14 protein-coding genes are annotated in these 13,726 nt (G+C 64.5%); 5 read left to right on the plus strand and 9 right to left on the minus strand.

Annotated elements, in window-relative coordinates:
• Nucleotides 1-4 precede the first annotated feature (4 nt).
• The 8 genes from AWB72_RS00585 to flgB all read right to left on the minus strand — a co-directional run bounded on the left by AWB72_RS00585 (nucleotide 5) and on the right by flgB (nucleotide 6,499).
• Nucleotides 5-1,132, minus strand: coding sequence for a flagellar basal body P-ring protein FlgI (locus AWB72_RS00585; RefSeq protein WP_040052866.1), 1,128 nt, complete (start codon nucleotides 1,130-1,132; stop codon nucleotides 5-7).
• A gap of 2 nt (nucleotides 1,133-1,134) precedes the next feature.
• Nucleotides 1,135-1,818, minus strand: coding sequence for a flagellar basal body L-ring protein FlgH (locus tag AWB72_RS00590; RefSeq protein WP_052450103.1), 684 nt, complete (start codon nucleotides 1,816-1,818; stop codon nucleotides 1,135-1,137).
• Nucleotides 1,819-1,894: 76 nt separating this feature from the next.
• The gene (gene flgG / locus AWB72_RS00595; RefSeq protein WP_040052864.1) at nucleotides 1,895-2,683 is read right to left on the minus strand and encodes a flagellar basal-body rod protein FlgG; all 789 of its coding nucleotides are present in this window, start codon (nucleotides 2,681-2,683) and stop codon (nucleotides 1,895-1,897) included.
• A 26-nt stretch (nucleotides 2,684-2,709) separates the two neighbouring features.
• A complete protein-coding gene (flgF, locus tag AWB72_RS00600; protein WP_040052863.1) occupies nucleotides 2,710-3,462 on the minus strand; it encodes a flagellar basal-body rod protein FlgF in 753 nt (250 codons plus the stop codon).
• Between the two features lie 37 nt (nucleotides 3,463-3,499).
• Complete coding sequence (gene flgE, locus AWB72_RS00605; protein ID WP_040052862.1) at nucleotides 3,500-4,768, minus strand: flagellar hook protein FlgE; 1,269 nt, start codon at nucleotides 4,766-4,768, stop codon at nucleotides 3,500-3,502.
• A gap of 46 nt (nucleotides 4,769-4,814) precedes the next feature.
• Complete coding sequence (locus tag AWB72_RS00610) at nucleotides 4,815-5,537, minus strand: flagellar hook assembly protein FlgD (protein ID WP_040052861.1); 723 nt, start codon at nucleotides 5,535-5,537, stop codon at nucleotides 4,815-4,817.
• Between the two features lie 22 nt (nucleotides 5,538-5,559).
• Nucleotides 5,560-5,985, minus strand: a complete 426-nt coding sequence (gene flgC / locus AWB72_RS00615; RefSeq protein ID WP_035962196.1) for a flagellar basal body rod protein FlgC — start codon at nucleotides 5,983-5,985, stop codon at nucleotides 5,560-5,562.
• A 28-nt stretch (nucleotides 5,986-6,013) separates the two neighbouring features.
• Complete coding sequence (gene flgB / locus AWB72_RS00620) at nucleotides 6,014-6,499, minus strand: flagellar basal body rod protein FlgB (protein WP_040052860.1); 486 nt, start codon at nucleotides 6,497-6,499, stop codon at nucleotides 6,014-6,016.
• 289 nt (nucleotides 6,500-6,788) lie between these two features.
• Here flgB and flgA point away from each other — a divergent pair, with 289 nt between their 5' ends.
• The 5 genes from flgA (at nucleotide 6,789) to flhA (ending at nucleotide 12,710) form a co-directional block, all read left to right on the plus strand.
• Nucleotides 6,789-8,120 (plus strand): flagellar basal body P-ring formation chaperone FlgA, encoded by a 1,332-nt coding sequence (gene flgA, locus AWB72_RS00625; RefSeq protein WP_040052859.1) that lies wholly within the window; start codon nucleotides 6,789-6,791, stop codon nucleotides 8,118-8,120.
• Nucleotides 8,121-8,344: 224 nt separating this feature from the next.
• On the plus strand, nucleotides 8,345-8,671 hold the full coding sequence (gene flgM / locus AWB72_RS00630; RefSeq protein WP_040052893.1) for a flagellar biosynthesis anti-sigma factor FlgM: 327 nt from the start codon (nucleotides 8,345-8,347) through the stop codon (nucleotides 8,669-8,671).
• 83 nt (nucleotides 8,672-8,754) lie between these two features.
• Entirely contained in the window at nucleotides 8,755-9,189 is a 435-nt protein-coding gene (locus tag AWB72_RS00635; protein ID WP_040052858.1) for a flagellar protein FlgN, read from the plus strand.
• 210 nt (nucleotides 9,190-9,399) lie between these two features.
• Complete coding sequence (flhB, locus tag AWB72_RS00640; RefSeq protein WP_040052892.1) at nucleotides 9,400-10,608, plus strand: flagellar biosynthesis protein FlhB; 1,209 nt, start codon at nucleotides 9,400-9,402, stop codon at nucleotides 10,606-10,608.
• On the plus strand, nucleotides 10,605-12,710 hold the full coding sequence (flhA, locus tag AWB72_RS00645; RefSeq protein ID WP_040052857.1) for a flagellar biosynthesis protein FlhA: 2,106 nt from the start codon (nucleotides 10,605-10,607) through the stop codon (nucleotides 12,708-12,710). Before flhB ends, flhA begins: the two co-directional genes overlap by 4 nt.
• Here flhA and AWB72_RS00650 read toward each other — a convergent pair.
• The gene (locus AWB72_RS00650) at nucleotides 12,691-13,593 is read right to left on the minus strand and encodes a DUF7946 domain-containing protein (RefSeq protein ID WP_040052856.1); all 903 of its coding nucleotides are present in this window, start codon (nucleotides 13,591-13,593) and stop codon (nucleotides 12,691-12,693) included. The two genes, flhA and AWB72_RS00650, sit on opposite strands and share 20 nt — an antisense overlap.
• Nucleotides 13,594-13,726: the final 133 nt, after the last annotated feature.

Consider the following 13,726-nt stretch of genomic DNA (forward strand, 5'->3'; position numbering starts at 1 on the left):
CCCGTTAGATGATTTCGAGGTCGGCGCGCAGCGCGCCAGCCGCCTTCATCGATTGAAGGATCGAAATCAGGTCCGCGGGCGTCGCGCCGAGCGCGTTCAGCCCCTTCACGACATCCGCGAGATTCGCGCCCGCCGACAGCATCTTGAGCGCGCCGCTATCCTGCTTGAGCTGAATCTGCGACTGCTTCGCCGCGACCGTCTGCCCGTTGGAAAGCGCGTTCGGCTGGCTCACCGCCGTCTGCGTGTTGATGACCACCGACAGGTTGCCGTGCGCCACCGCGCAGTTCTGCAGCGTGACCATCTGATTCATCACGATGGACCCGGTGCGCGCGTTGAGAATCACCTTCGCGGCGGCCTGCGCCGGACGCACATCGATGTTCTGCAACTGCGCCATGAACGACACCTGCTCGGCGGCGTCCGTCGGCGCGCGAAGCTGGATCGTGCGGCCATCGAGCGCGAGCGCCGTGCCCATGCCGAACTGGTTGTTCACCGCCGCGACCACGCGCTGCGTCGTGTCGAAGTCCATCTCGCGCATTTCCATCTGCATGACGCCGCCTTGCTGCTGGAGCGCCGTCGGGACCGCGCGCTCGACGATCGCGCCGCCGGAAATGCGGCCCACCGCGAGCTGGTTGACCTGCACCTTGCTGCCGTTCGCGCTCGCGCCCGCGCCGCCGACGACGAGGTTGCCCTGCGCCATCGCGTAGACCTGGCCGTCCGCGCCCTTCAGCGGCGACATGAGCAGCGTGCCGCCGCGCAGACTCTTCGCGTTACCGAGCGACGAAACAGTCACGTCGATCGCTTCGCCGGGACGCGAGAACGGCGGCAGCGTCGCCGTCACCATCACGGCGGCGACGTTCTTCAACTGCATGTTTTGCGTCGTCGCCGGATTCACGGTGATGCCCAGGTTGCCGAGCATGTTCGTGAGCGACTGCGTGGTGAACGGCGTCTGCATGGTCTGGTCGCCGGTGCCGTCGAGACCCACGACGAGGCCGTAGCCGATCAGCGGGTTGTCGCGCACGCCCTGGAACGAGACGAGATCCTTGAGACGTTCGGCGTGCGCATGCTGCGCGGCGCCGATGGCGACCAGCGCGGCCGCGAGCGAGAACGAAACGAAACGTTGGAGCGGAGTCATGATCAGAACGGCGCGACGTTGAGGAAGAAGCGTTGGAGCCAGCCCATGTTCTCCGCTTCGTCGATATAGCCCTTCGCCGAATATTCGATCTTCGCGTCGGCGATTTGCGTGGAGTACACGGTGTTGCTGCCCGAGATGGTCGTCGGATTGACGACGCCCGAGAAGCGCACGAATTCGTTGCCCTGGTTGATGAGCATCTGCTTCTCGCCGCTCACCATCAGGTTCCCGTTCGGCAGCACTTCGGTGACGGTCACGGTCAGCGTGCCGCTGAACGTGTTGGCCGCGCTCGCGCCGCCCGCCGCCGTGAACTTGTTCGCGCCGGTCGCCGAGAGATTCGTGTTGTTGAAGAGACCGCCGAAGATGCCGGGCGTCGTCGGCACCGCGAACGAGCCGGAGCCGCCGCGGTTGGTGTTCGCCGCCGACGACTTCGTCGCGTTGACGTTTTCGGAAATCACGATCGTCAGGATGTCGCCGACATTGCGCGGCCGCTGGTCTTCGAAAAGCGGCCGGCCCGCGTAGCCCGCGTTGTAGATCGCGCCGGGCGAGCGCGTGCCGGAAGGCGGCTGCGGCGGACGCGCGGTCATCGGCTGCTGGATGATCGGCTCTTTCGGCACGAGGCCGCATGCGGCCAGCGCGGAAAACAGCGCCGCCGTCGAGGCACGCGCGAGGAGGTGTTTAAGCGACATCTTGATAACTCGTTTGATGCGAAATGTAGCGCTAGTGTGACGCCATCCTCGCGAATTCCATCCGTCGAATAGAGGGTTAAACCTGCATTTGCGAGAGCGTCTGCAGCATCTGGTCGGACGTCGTCACGGCCTTGCTGTTGATTTCGTACGCGCGCTGCGTCTGGATCATGTTGACGAGTTCCTGCACCACGTTCACGTTCGACGCTTCCACGTAGCCTTGCTGTAGCGAGCCCGCGCCGTTCAGTCCCGGCTGCGACACGTTCGGCGCGCCCGAGCTGCCCGTCTCGGAGAACAGGTTTTCGCCGCGCGCTTCGAGACCGGCCGGGTTGATGAACGTCGCGAGCTGAATGGCGCCGACGTTCGTGGCGGCCGTCGTGCCCGGCTGCGTGATCGATACCGTGCCGTCCGAGCCGATGGTGATCGACGTCGCGTTCTGCGGAATGGTGATCGCCGGATTCAGCTGGTAGCCGCTCGACGTCACGAGCTGGCCTTGCGCGTTGGTCTGGAAGGAGCCGTCGCGCGTGTAGGCGGTGGTGCCGTCGGGCATCGTCACCTGAAAGAAGCCTTGACCGTTGATGGCGACGTCCTTCGAATTGCCCGTCTGCTGCAGATTGCCCTGCGTGTAGAGGCGCTCGGTCGCGACTTGCTGCACGCCGGTGCCGAGCTGAATGCCCGAGGCGAGTTCGGTTTGCTGCGTCGAGTTCGCGCCCGGCTGGCGGGTCGTCTGATACAGCAGGTCCTCGAACACCGCGCGCGAACCCTTGAAGCCGTTGGTGGCCACGTTCGCGAGGTTGTTCGAGATCACGTCCATCTGCGCTTGCTGCGCGTTCATGCCGGTCGCGGCGATGTAAAGAGAGCGATTCATGTTCGTTTCCTGGTGTGCTTCGCCGCTTAGGAGAAGTTAAGCAGCTTGTTGGCCGATTGTTCGTTCTGGTCCGCCGATTCCATCAGCTTCGTCTGCATCTGGAACTGGCGCGCGTTGGTGATCATCGAGACCATCGCGGAGACCGGATTCACGTTGCTGCCTTCGAGCGCGCCGCCGGCCACGACCACGCTCGGGTCCGCATCGGCGGGGTCGCCGGATGCAGTGCGATACAGGCCGTCGTCGCCGCGCGTGAGCGTCGCCGGATCGGGATTCACGAGCTTCAGCTGATCGACGGTGGCGATCGCGGTGGGCGGATCGCCCGGAATCAGCGCGGAGATCGTCCCGTCTTTGCCGATGGTCACTTCGGCGCCCGGCGGCACCGACAGCGGGCCGCCGTTGCCGAGCACCGGCAGGTTGTTCGCCGTGACGAGCTGGCCGTTCTGATCGACGTGCAGATTTCCTGCGCGCGTGTACGCCTCGCCGCCGTCCGCCGTTTGCACGGACAGCCAGCCCGGTCCCTGAACGGCCACGTCGAGCGGATTGCCGGTCTGCTGGATCGGGCCGGCGGAGTAATCGGCGGTCGGCGTCGACGAGAGCACGAAGGTGCGCGTCGAGCCGTCGGCGGACTGGTTCTCGAACGACATCGGCACCTGACGGAACGCCGCGAGCTGCGCCTTGAAACCCGTGGTCGATGCGTTCGCGAGGTTGTTCGCGACGACGGCTTGCTGCTCGAGCGACTGGCTTGCGCCGGTCATCGCGGTGTAGATCAGACGGTCCATGAATCGCTTTCCTGTTTCCTATGCGTGCGGACGCCGCTTACAGATTGATCAGCGTCTGGTCGACGGTCTGCTGCGTCTTGATCGTTTGCGCGTTCGCCTGATAGTTGCGCTGCGCGGTGATCAGGTCCACGAGCTCGTGCGTCAGGTCCACGTTCGAGTCTTCCACCGCGCCGCCTTGCAGCGTGCCGTGGTTCGTCGAGCCGGGCACGCCCACTTGCGCCGCGCCCGAAGCCGCCGTCTGCGCGTACACGTTGCCGCCGAGGTTCTGCAGGCCGTTCTGGTTGTTGAAGTTGGCGATGGCGACCTGGCCGAGCGCTTTCGTTTCGCCGTTCGAGTAGTTGCCGGTCAGCATGCCGTCCGTGCCGACGCTGAAGCCCGTCAGTTCGCCCGTGCTGTTGCCGTCCTGATGCAGGTTCGACAGGCCGCTCGTCGCGCCGTACTGGGTCGTGCCGGACAGATCGAGCGTGATCGTTTGCGTCGCGCCCGTCGTTTTGTCGGCGCCGTTGGGAATCGTGAACGTGAACTTGGTGCCGCCGCTCGTCGGCACGCTGACGCCCGGCTTTGACGTGGACGACAACGCCGTGCCCGTCAGCGCGCCCGACGAATTGAAGCTCACCGAGCCGAGGTCGGTCTGCTGCGAGACGGGGTCGCCGTAGCCGGCATACGCTTCCCACGTACCGGTGTCGGTCTTGGTGAAGTAGACGGACACTTTCTGCGTGCCGCCGAGCGAGTCGTACACATCCACCGAAGTCGATGCGTTGTACGTGTTGCCGTTGGTCGGATCGAAGCCGGAAACGGGCTTGTCCGGGTCCTGCGAGTTCAGGTTGAACGCCGCGGTGATGGTTTTCGTCGCGCTCGGCGCGATGTTCGCGGTCGGAACGGTCAGCGGCACCGTGCTCGCGCTGTTGACGACGCCGCCCGAATCGGCTGCGTAGCCCATCAGTTGCAGGCCGGCCGAGTTGACGATCTTGCCGCTGTCGTCCAGATGGAACACGCCGTTGCGCGAATACACGATCGAGCCGTTGTTCGACAGCTGATAGAAGCCGTTGCCGTTGATGGCGACGTCGAGCGCCTGGTTGGTCGTCGTGATCGTGCCTTGCGAGAACTGCTGCTGCACTTCCGCGAGGCGCGTGCCGATGCCGATCTGGTTCGACACGGCCGTGGCCATGGAACTCGCGTACATGTCGGCGAACTGCGCGGCGCCCTGCTTGAAGCCGACGGTATTCGAGTTCGCGATGTTGTTGCCGATCACATCGAGGTCGCTCGACGCGGCGCCCAGACCGCTCAATGCTTGTTGGTAGCTCATGTTTGTCTCTTGGCCGGACGTGTCCCGGCATCAAAGGAATGGGGAATCAAAGAATCGAGGCGACGCTGGACAGCGCGACCGTCGAACCGTTCGCGAGCTTGAGGCCCGGCGCGCCGCCCGACATCTGCACGACGCTCTGCACCTGCGAAGCCGCGAGCGTCGTCGCGGTCGCCTGCTGGCCGTTGATCGTGCCTTGCGCGGTGATCGTGTAGCTGCCGTCCGCGAGCGTGGCGCCCTTCGAATCGACCGGCTTCCAGCCCGATACCGGCACGACGCCCGCGCCTTGCGCGCCGAGATCGAGCGTGTTGACGATGTTCCCCGACTTGTCCTTCACGACGATCTGCAGGTCGCTGACATCGTTGGCGAGCTGCACGCCGAAGTTCGACGACGCGCCGCTCGACACGCTCACCGTGTTGCCCGGCGCGAGCACGTTCGAGCCGATGAGCATCGCGGCTTGCGTCGACTGGCCGGCGGAGAGTTGCGTCGCGAGCGAGCTGAGCGACGTGTTCAACTGGCCGATGCCCGACACGGTGTTGATCTGCGCGAGCTGCGAAGTCATCTGCGAGCTGTCGGCGGGATTGGTCGGGTCCTGGTTCTTGAGCTGCGTCACGAGCAGCGTCAGGAACGTGTTCTGCAGATCCGAGGCGGACGTGCCGCTCGTGCCGCTGCTGCTGGATGCCGACGACGCGCTCGACGCGCCGTTCATGGTGTCGAGCAGCGTCTGCGACACGGTGGTGCCGTTGCTGCCGATCGAGGTGTTGGTGGTCACGGGTTAATCCTCAGAGTCCGGTTCAGGTTCCGATGGTCAAAGTCTTGAGCATCAATTGCTTGGCGGTATTGAGCGTCTCGACGTTCGCCTGGTAGGAACGCGACGCGGAAATCATGTTGACCATCTCCTGCACGGGATCGACGTTCGGCAGCGTCACGTAGCCGTCCGCGTTCGCCGCCGGGTTGCTCGGGTCGTAGCTGGTTTTCATGGGACTCGGATCGTCGATGACGCCCGTGACCTGCACGCCGCCGACCTGCTGGCCGGAGCCGCTTTTCGCGCCGCCGAGCGGATCGACGGCGAACACGACCTGCTTCGCCTTGTACGGCTGGCCGTCCGGGCCGGTCGTGCTGTCCGCGTTCGCGAGATTCGACGCGGTCACGTTCAGGCGCTGCGCCTGAGCCGACATCGCCGAACCGGCGACGCTGAATATGTTCATCAATGAAGGCATGGCTTCCCTTAACCTTTCTTAATTGCGCTTAGCTGTTGGACGTGATGGCGGACAGCATCGACTTGATCTGCGAGCTGAGCACCGTCATGCCGGCTTCGAAGTGCAGCGCGTTGTCCGCGAACTGCACGCGCTCGGCGTCGAGATCGACGGTGTTGCCGTCGAGCGATGGCTGGCTCGGCACGCGATACGCGAGCCGGCCGTAGTCGTCGCTCGGACCGCCGGATGCGGCGAGCGTCGACGTGCCGGACATGTGACCCTTCGCGGTCACGGCCATCGACGCGCCGCTGCTGATCGAGACCGGCTGCGCCATCTTGAGCGTCGCTGCATTCGATGCCGATGCGCCGCCGCCCTGCTTCAGCGCGCCGGCGAGCGCGGTCGAGAAATCGACGTCGCGCGCCTTGTAGCCGGGCGTGTCGGCGTTGGCGATATTCGACGACAGCAGTTCCTGCCGGTAAGCGCGTACGTCGAGCGCCTCGCGGCCGAACGCGAATTCCTTGTCGAGCTTGTCTAGCATTCCCGGGGTTCCCCAAGTTCGTTGTGTCGCATACGCCCAGCGCACCGCGCGGGCCTTTTTGCATGACACGCATCTTAGGAGCGGCGCGCAATTACTAATCCGATGAATAACCGGGAAACGCGGCCTCTATTCGAGGCTTGGACGCGGCGCGGCGTATCTAGAATCTGGGTCGTGGTGAGAAGCCGGCGTTTTTCCGGCGCTCGGCCGGTGGCCGCCGTGGGCGGATCGAATGAATCGATGAATCGAATAACGCGTGTGCGCCTTGGCGCGGCGAGCGAGGAGTGAAGTGATGAGCAGGTCCGCCAGGCATCCGTCGAACGCAGCGGCGCGTCGTGCAGCGTCGTTTGCACGCAGCGCGTCGCGGTGCGTGGCGGGCGTGTCGCTCTTCGTCGGCGTGGCCGCGGGCGCGTTCGCGCAGCAAAGCGACGGCTTCATCGCGATTCCCGGCAACGCGGAGACGAATCCGTCGGCGGTGGCGGATATGGCGAAGGGGCTGGGTGCGAAGCCTGCCGCTGCGCCCGTGGCCGTCGCTGCGCCGGCGCCCGCGCCGTATCTTGCGCCTGCGCCCGGCTATCGCGCCGCGACGAAAGCCGCCGATGCCGCCATGCGCCACGCCGCGCTCGCGCTCGATGCCCGCGCCGAAGCCGCCGACGACGCAATGGACGACGCCAGCGGGATGATCGTCATTCCCGGAACCGGCGAGGCGAAGCCCGCTGCTGCTGCGGTTGCTGCGGTTGCCGCGGTTGCTGCCGTTGCGCCTGCAAAGCCGGTGTCGCCCGTCAAGCCGGCCGCATCGCGCGATGTGATTCCGGTCCTCGTCACGCGCGACGACACAGCCGTGTCCCGCAACGCCGGCGCGCGTCCGATCGCGGCACGCGAGGCATCGCCGGTCAAGCGCGCGAATTACGCGCCCGCGAGCGCGGACGCCGCTTCTCCGATTAAGCGCGTGAGCTTTTCGCCTTCGTCGGCAGCGACGCAAGCGCCGGCAGCCGCCGCCACGATGCAGGACGGCGAAGCCATCCGCGCCGCTGCGCTCTCATTCTTGCAGCAACAGACCGCGGGCCTGCCCGGCAAGGTCGAGATCACCGTCACGCCCGTTTTCCCGCGCGGCCTCGCCGCCTGCTCGGCGCTCGATCCGTTCATGCCCACGGGCGCGCGTCTCTGGGGCCGCGTGACGGTCGGCGTGCGCTGCGTCGGCGAGCGCCCGTGGACGCTGTATGTCCAGGCGCGCATCTCGATCAACGCGACGTACTACACCGCCGCGCGCGCCATTTCGCCGGGCGAAGTGCTCGCCAGCGCCGACCTCGTCGCCCGCGACGGCGATCTCACCGCGATGCCGCAAGCCGTCGTCACCGATCCGTCGCAGGCGGTCGGCGCGGTCGCGTTGTCGCGCGTGCCGGCGGGCCTGCCGCTGCGCACCGACATGCTGCGCGCGGCCAGTTCCGTGGCGATCGGCCAGACGGTTCATGTGGTCGCGGACGGCTCCGGCTTCTCCATTTCCGCCGAAGGCAGCGCGATGAACAACGCCGCGCCCGGCCAGCAAATCCGCGTGAAAACGGCGGGGGGCCAGATCATCACGGGCGTCGTGAAGGACAGTCAAACGGTGGAGATCCGGATGTAAAGACGCGCTGGCCGTCCATTCCCGACCGGGCCAGCGCAGTCCAGACCGCACCGAAAAGCGTCACCGACCCGATGTTTCATTTTGTTGCAATTCCAGCGAATCCCCGTCCGGCAAGGCTTTCCGGGCGATGATCGCGCCGAACGTGTGCTGCGCCACAGAGGCCAGGGTAAAGTTTTCCAAACCCACCGCCGATAAAGGACTCAACACGTTCGGGAATGGACATCGTGAAAATCGAATCGAAAAGCAACACCACTCTGGCGAGCCTGCAAGACGGCGCGCAACGTGCATCGCAAGGCGATGCGAAAACTGCCGCAACCACCGCGCCGGCCAATGACGTGAAAGCGGGCGGGACATCGACGGTCAGCCTGTCGACGTTGTCGTCCGACCTGCGCGCATCGAACGGTTCGGACATCGATACGGCGAAAGTCGAATCGATCAAGGCCGCGATCCGCGACGGCAGCCTGAAGATGGACACCAGCAAGATCGCCGACGGCATTTTGAGCACCGCGCGCGACCTGCTGCAAACGAGAACCCCGCCGACCGGCGGCTGAAACGCAACGACCCGGGCTCGCCCGGAACACGACGTGGACAGCGCCGGGCGGCTTCGACCCAACCCGCGTTTTAGCGAGCTGCAATGAGAGACGCCCTGCTTGCCACTGTCATCGAAGAAGTCGCCGCCGTTCAGGCGTTCGAATCCCTCCTCGCCCACGAGGAAAAAGCGCTGATCGCCGCGCAGCCGCTCGCCGAGCTGCCGGGGATCATCGAGGAAAAGACGGCGCTGACCGAGCGCATCGGCACACTCGAGAAGCAGCGCGACGCGCAACTTGGCGCGCTCGGGCTGCCGGGCGGATTCATCGGCATGGAAGCCGCCGCCGAAACCGATGCGCAGATCGCCGAGCAATGGGCGCTGCTGTGCGCCGCCGCCCGCCGCGCGAAACAGGGCAACAACAACAACGGCGTGCTGATCCGCACGCGCATGGAATACAACCGCAAGGCGCTCGCGGCGTTGCAGGTCGCGCCGTCGAAAGCCGGTTTCTACGGCCCGGACGGGCGCGTGCCCGGCGCCTGACGCGCGTTTCTCCTCTATTCTCGCGGCGCATGACTTCACCGGTCATGCGCCGTTTCCATTGCGCTTCCGCTATCCGTCGATTAACCCGGTTTTTGCGAGCCTAATCCGCCGATGGCTGCTCGACGCCTTCCGCAATAATCGCCTCCATCAGAAAACGGCTCGATGCCGTTTGCAACCTGCTGGACAGCGAAGTACGGAGCGGAGCACGCGGTGTCGGAAGAAAGCGATCTCGAAAAGACCGAATCAGCCACTCCCAAGCGCCTGGAAAAGGCGCGGGAGGAAGGCCAGGTTGCGCGCTCGCGGGAACTCGCGTCGTTTGCACTGCTGGCGGCGGGATTTTTCGGCGTGTGGGGTTTGTCGGGGCCGATCAGCGGTCATTTGCAGTCCATTCTGCGCGGCGCGTTCACGTTCAATCACGAGACCGTTCTCGACACGCGCCAGATGATGATCGGCGCGGCCAACGCCGGCAAGGAAGGCATGCTTGCCGTGCTGCCGGTGCTCGCGCTGACGGCCGTCGCCGCGCTCGCCGCGCCGATGGCGCTCGGCGGCTGGCTCCTCACCACGAAGCCGCTCGCGCCGAACTTCGGGCGGCTCAATCCGGTCAGCGGCCTCGGCAAGATGTTCTCGTCGCAGGGACCGATTCAGCTCGGCATGTCGATTCTGAAGACGATCGTCGTCGGCGGCATGGCGGGATCGGCAATGTGGAGCCGCAAGGCCGAAGTGCTCGGCCTCCTGACCAAGCCGCTCGGCCTCGCGCTCGCGGATGTCATGCATCTCATCGTCGTGTGCTGCGGCATGGCGATCGGCGGGCTGTTTCTCGTCGCCGCCGTCGACGTGCCGTATCAGATGTGGTCGCACGCGAAGAAGCTGCGCATGAGCAAGGAAGAAGTGAAGCGCGAGCACAAGGAAAGCGAAGGCGATCCGCACATCAAGGGCAAGATCCGCCAGCAGCAGCGCGCGGCCGCGCGTCGCCGGATGATGCAGGCGATTCCGACCGCCGATGTCATCGTCACGAACCCGACGCACTTCGCGGTCGCGCTGAAGTATGCCGACGGCGAGATGCGCGCGCCGAAGGTCGTCGCGAAGGGCGTGAATCTGGTCGCGGCGCGCATCCGCGAACTGGGCCGCGAAAACAACGTGCCGCTGCTCGAAGCGCCGCCGCTTGCTCGCGCGCTGTATCACAACGTCGAGATCAACCGCGAGATTCCGGGCGCGCTGTACGGCGCGGTCGCGCAAGTGCTCGCGTGGGTCTATCAGCTCAAGCGTTATCGCGACGAGGGCGGCATCCGTCCCGACGATCCCACGGATCTCGACGTGCCGAAGGAACTGGACAAAGGCGGCGTATCCGACGCCGACGCCGATGAGGAAGCCGCTGAAGCGCTTTCCGGCGACAACCCATCACAAGGAGCCGCAGCATGAACGCGCGCGCTGGATTTTTCGCCAAACGGCCGGACGCGCTCGGCACGCAGAACCTGCGGGCGCTCGCCGGCCCGATCCTGATCTGCATGATCCTCGGCATGATGATTCTGCCGTTGCCTGCGTTCCTGCTCGATCTGCTGTTCACGTTCAACATCGCGCTGGCGGTGATGGTGCTGCTCGTCAGCATGTACACGCAAAAGCCGCTCGATTTCGCGGCGTTCCCGAGCGTGCTGCTGTTCTCGACGCTGCTGCGGCTTTCGCTGAACGTGGCATCGACGCGTATCGTGCTGCTGCAAGGCCACACGGGTCCGGACGCGGCGGGCCAGGTGATCGAATCGTTCGGGCACTTTCTCGTCGGCGGGAATTTCGCCGTGGGTATCGTCGTGTTCGTGATCCTGATGATCATCAACTTCATGGTGATCACGAAGGGCGCGGGACGTATCGCGGAAGTCGGCGCGCGCTTCACGCTCGACGCGATGCCCGGCAAGCAGATGGCCATCGACGCCGACCTGAACGCCGGCCTCATCAACGAGGAAACCGCGAAGAAACGCCGTACGGCGGTGGCGCAGGAAGCGGAGTTCTACGGTTCGATGGATGGTGCATCGAAGTTCGTGCGCGGCGACGCGATCGCGGGCCTGCTGATCATGGTGATCAACATCGTGGGCGGGCTGATCGTCGGCATGCTCCAGCACGACATGGACTTCGCGCACGCGGCGACCAACTACACGCTGCTGACCATCGGCGATGGCCTCGTCGCGCAGATTCCGTCGCTCATCATTTCGACGGCGGCGGGCGTGATCGTCTCGCGCGTCGCGACCGACGAGGACATCGGCACGCAGTTGACCGGCCAGTTGTTCCAGAACCCGCGCGTGCTGATGATCACCGGCGTGATCATCGGCGTGATGGGGCTGATTCCCGGCATGCCGCACTTCGCGTTCTTGCTGCTGGGCGGCGGTCTCGTCTACGCGGCCCGTTCGATGAACAAGCGCGCCGAAGCGAAGAAGAAAGCGGGCGCCGTCACCGATGTCACGCCGATCGCCGCCGCCGCTGCCGCGTCCGCCGAGAACGCGGAGGCGAGCTGGGAGGACGTCGCGCTCATCGATCCGCTCGGGCTGGAAGTGGGCTATCGGCTGATTCCGCTCGTCGATCGCAATGCGGACGGCGAACTGCTCAAGCGCATCAAGGGCATTCGCAAGAAGTTCGCGCAGGAAATCGGCTTTCTGCCGCCGGTCATTCATATTCGCGACAACCTCGAATTGCGGCCGAACGGGTATCGCATTGCGCTGAAGGGCGTGGAAGTCGGCATCGGCGAGGCGTTCCCGGGTCAATGGCTCGCGATCAATCCGGGCCAGGTTTCGGCGACGCTGCCGGGCGCGCAGACCACCGATCCGGCGTTCGGCCTGCCGGCGGTGTGGATCGACACGAACATGCGCGAACAGGCGCAGGTGTATGGCTACACGGTCGTCGATGCGAGCACGGTGGTCGCGACGCATTTGAATCATCTCGTCGTGACGCACGCGGCGGAACTGCTCGGGCGACAGGAAGTGCAGGCGTTGCTGGAGCGTATCGGCAAGGACACGCCGTCGCTCACCGACGATCTCGTGCCGAAGGTGCTGTCGCTCACGACCTTGCAGAAGGTGTTGCAGAACCTGCTCGACGAGAGCGTGCCGATCCGCGACATGCGCACGATTCTCGACGCGCTGCAGGAACACGCGCCGCGCATTTCGGATGCGTACGAGTTGACGGCGGCGGTGCGTCTGTCGCTCGGGCGCGCGATCACGCAGCAGTGGTATCCGGGCAGCAACGACTTGCAGGTGATGGGCCTCGATCCGACGCTGGAGCGGGTGTTGTCGCAGGCGCTATCGACGGGGCCGAATCCGGGACTGGAGCCGGGGCTGGCGCAAACGCTGATGACATCGACGCAGAACGCGATGATGCGGCAGCAGAATCTGGGGTTGCCCCCGGTGTTGCTGGTTCAGCATTCGCTGCGCGCGATGCTCGCCCGGTTCCTGCGACGGAGCCTGCCGCAGTTGAAGGTGATCTCGTATGCCGAAGTGCCGGATACGCGGAATGTGAAGGTGGTTAATCTGATTGGGGGGTGAGCGGCGGGTTAGTGCTGCTCCGAGAGTTTTCCGCGGTATCGGAAATGTACAACTTCAGTGGCTCGCCGTCCGAGTTGAGTTCTGCCTTTGCAACAAAGCGGAGCATGCGCATTGCAGCCATCGCCTCCACATACGGATTGTTGGGCCGATTGAAGATTGGATCGGTGACTTGCGCGGGAATACGTGCAACGTCGCCGTCCAGCGTTACTTTGCATGATCCGGTCGTCATGTCGAATTCGGATATCAAACCGGCGTAAACGGCCGTGTGGTCCGAAATCGCCAGATCGGCGTCAGCGAAAGCTCGCTTGTGGTCGCCGCTCAACTCCGCAAACTTTTCTCCGCTTGCGTAGAGGTCGATGTTTTTGCACGAGCGATCGATGGGCGTCAATGCCTGTCGTGCCGCTGGGCGGAGCGCATCCGCCATCTTGTTGATGGTATCCGTCAGCTTATCGACAGTGCCCTGATTGTTGCGAAGGGCCTGTTGAAGGGCTTCGCTTAAATACTTCATTTCGTCTTTGTCTCGTCGGGACAGCACATACTGGACAAGGGTAGTAAGCAGAGCCCCAAATACGCAGGACCACAGTTCCCGGCTACCGACGATGCTCTTTACTACCGCCAACACTTCATAGCAATGATGCTCTGCGACGGGAACCGCAACAACCTGTACGTCCAGTGCGTCAAGATGCTTCGAGAGTTTACTCGTTTTCAGAAAGTGCGCGCTGACGGCGAGAATCCGCGCAAACCCCTGAATTGATTGGCCGAGTTGATTGAGATCCAATTCTCGTTGCTCTGCGTTGTTCCCTTCGAAGCGGATACCTATGACCGGAAACTCGTGTGTCTGTACAGAGGTTAGACCGTTGTTGACTGTGTCTTTCGGCGGCATGATCAATATGGATATCTAACTAAATGGCAAACTCCGATATTAGTGTTGCCCGGTATGCGGCAGCTTGGTCGTAACGCTTTATTCCAATCGCCAAGTGCGGGAATCGCGTACGGCTGAGGGCAGGCCGCACGCG

The organism is Caballeronia concitans (genome assembly GCF_001544615.1).
In the GTDB taxonomy this organism is placed as follows: domain Bacteria; phylum Pseudomonadota; class Gammaproteobacteria; order Burkholderiales; family Burkholderiaceae; genus Caballeronia; species Caballeronia concitans.

What these genes read in the sequence shown, in the direction of transcription:
- flgF (WP_040052863.1), bottom strand. Translation starts at nt 3,462, where the DNA reads ATGGACCGTCTGATCTACACCGCGATGACCGGCGCAAGCCAGTCGCTC.
- AWB72_RS00585 (WP_040052866.1), bottom strand. Translation starts at nt 1,132, where the DNA reads ATGACTCCGCTCCAACGTTTCGTTTCGTTCTCGCTCGCGGCCGCGCTG.
- flgA (WP_040052859.1), top strand. Translation starts at nt 6,789, where the DNA reads ATGAGCAGGTCCGCCAGGCATCCGTCGAACGCAGCGGCGCGTCGTGCA.
- flgB (WP_040052860.1), bottom strand. Translation starts at nt 6,499, where the DNA reads ATGCTAGACAAGCTCGACAAGGAATTCGCGTTCGGCCGCGAGGCGCTC.
- AWB72_RS00635 (WP_040052858.1), top strand. Translation starts at nt 8,755, where the DNA reads ATGAGAGACGCCCTGCTTGCCACTGTCATCGAAGAAGTCGCCGCCGTT.
- flgE (WP_040052862.1), bottom strand. Translation starts at nt 4,768, where the DNA reads ATGAGCTACCAACAAGCATTGAGCGGTCTGGGCGCCGCGTCGAGCGAC.
- AWB72_RS00590 (WP_052450103.1), bottom strand. Translation starts at nt 1,818, where the DNA reads ATGTCGCTTAAACACCTCCTCGCGCGTGCCTCGACGGCGGCGCTGTTT.
- AWB72_RS00650 (WP_040052856.1), bottom strand. Translation starts at nt 13,593, where the DNA reads ATGCCGCCGAAAGACACAGTCAACAACGGTCTAACCTCTGTACAGACA.
- flhA (WP_040052857.1), top strand. Translation starts at nt 10,605, where the DNA reads ATGAACGCGCGCGCTGGATTTTTCGCCAAACGGCCGGACGCGCTCGGC.
- flgC (WP_035962196.1), bottom strand. Translation starts at nt 5,985, where the DNA reads ATGCCTTCATTGATGAACATATTCAGCGTCGCCGGTTCGGCGATGTCG.
- flgG (WP_040052864.1), bottom strand. Translation starts at nt 2,683, where the DNA reads ATGAATCGCTCTCTTTACATCGCCGCGACCGGCATGAACGCGCAGCAA.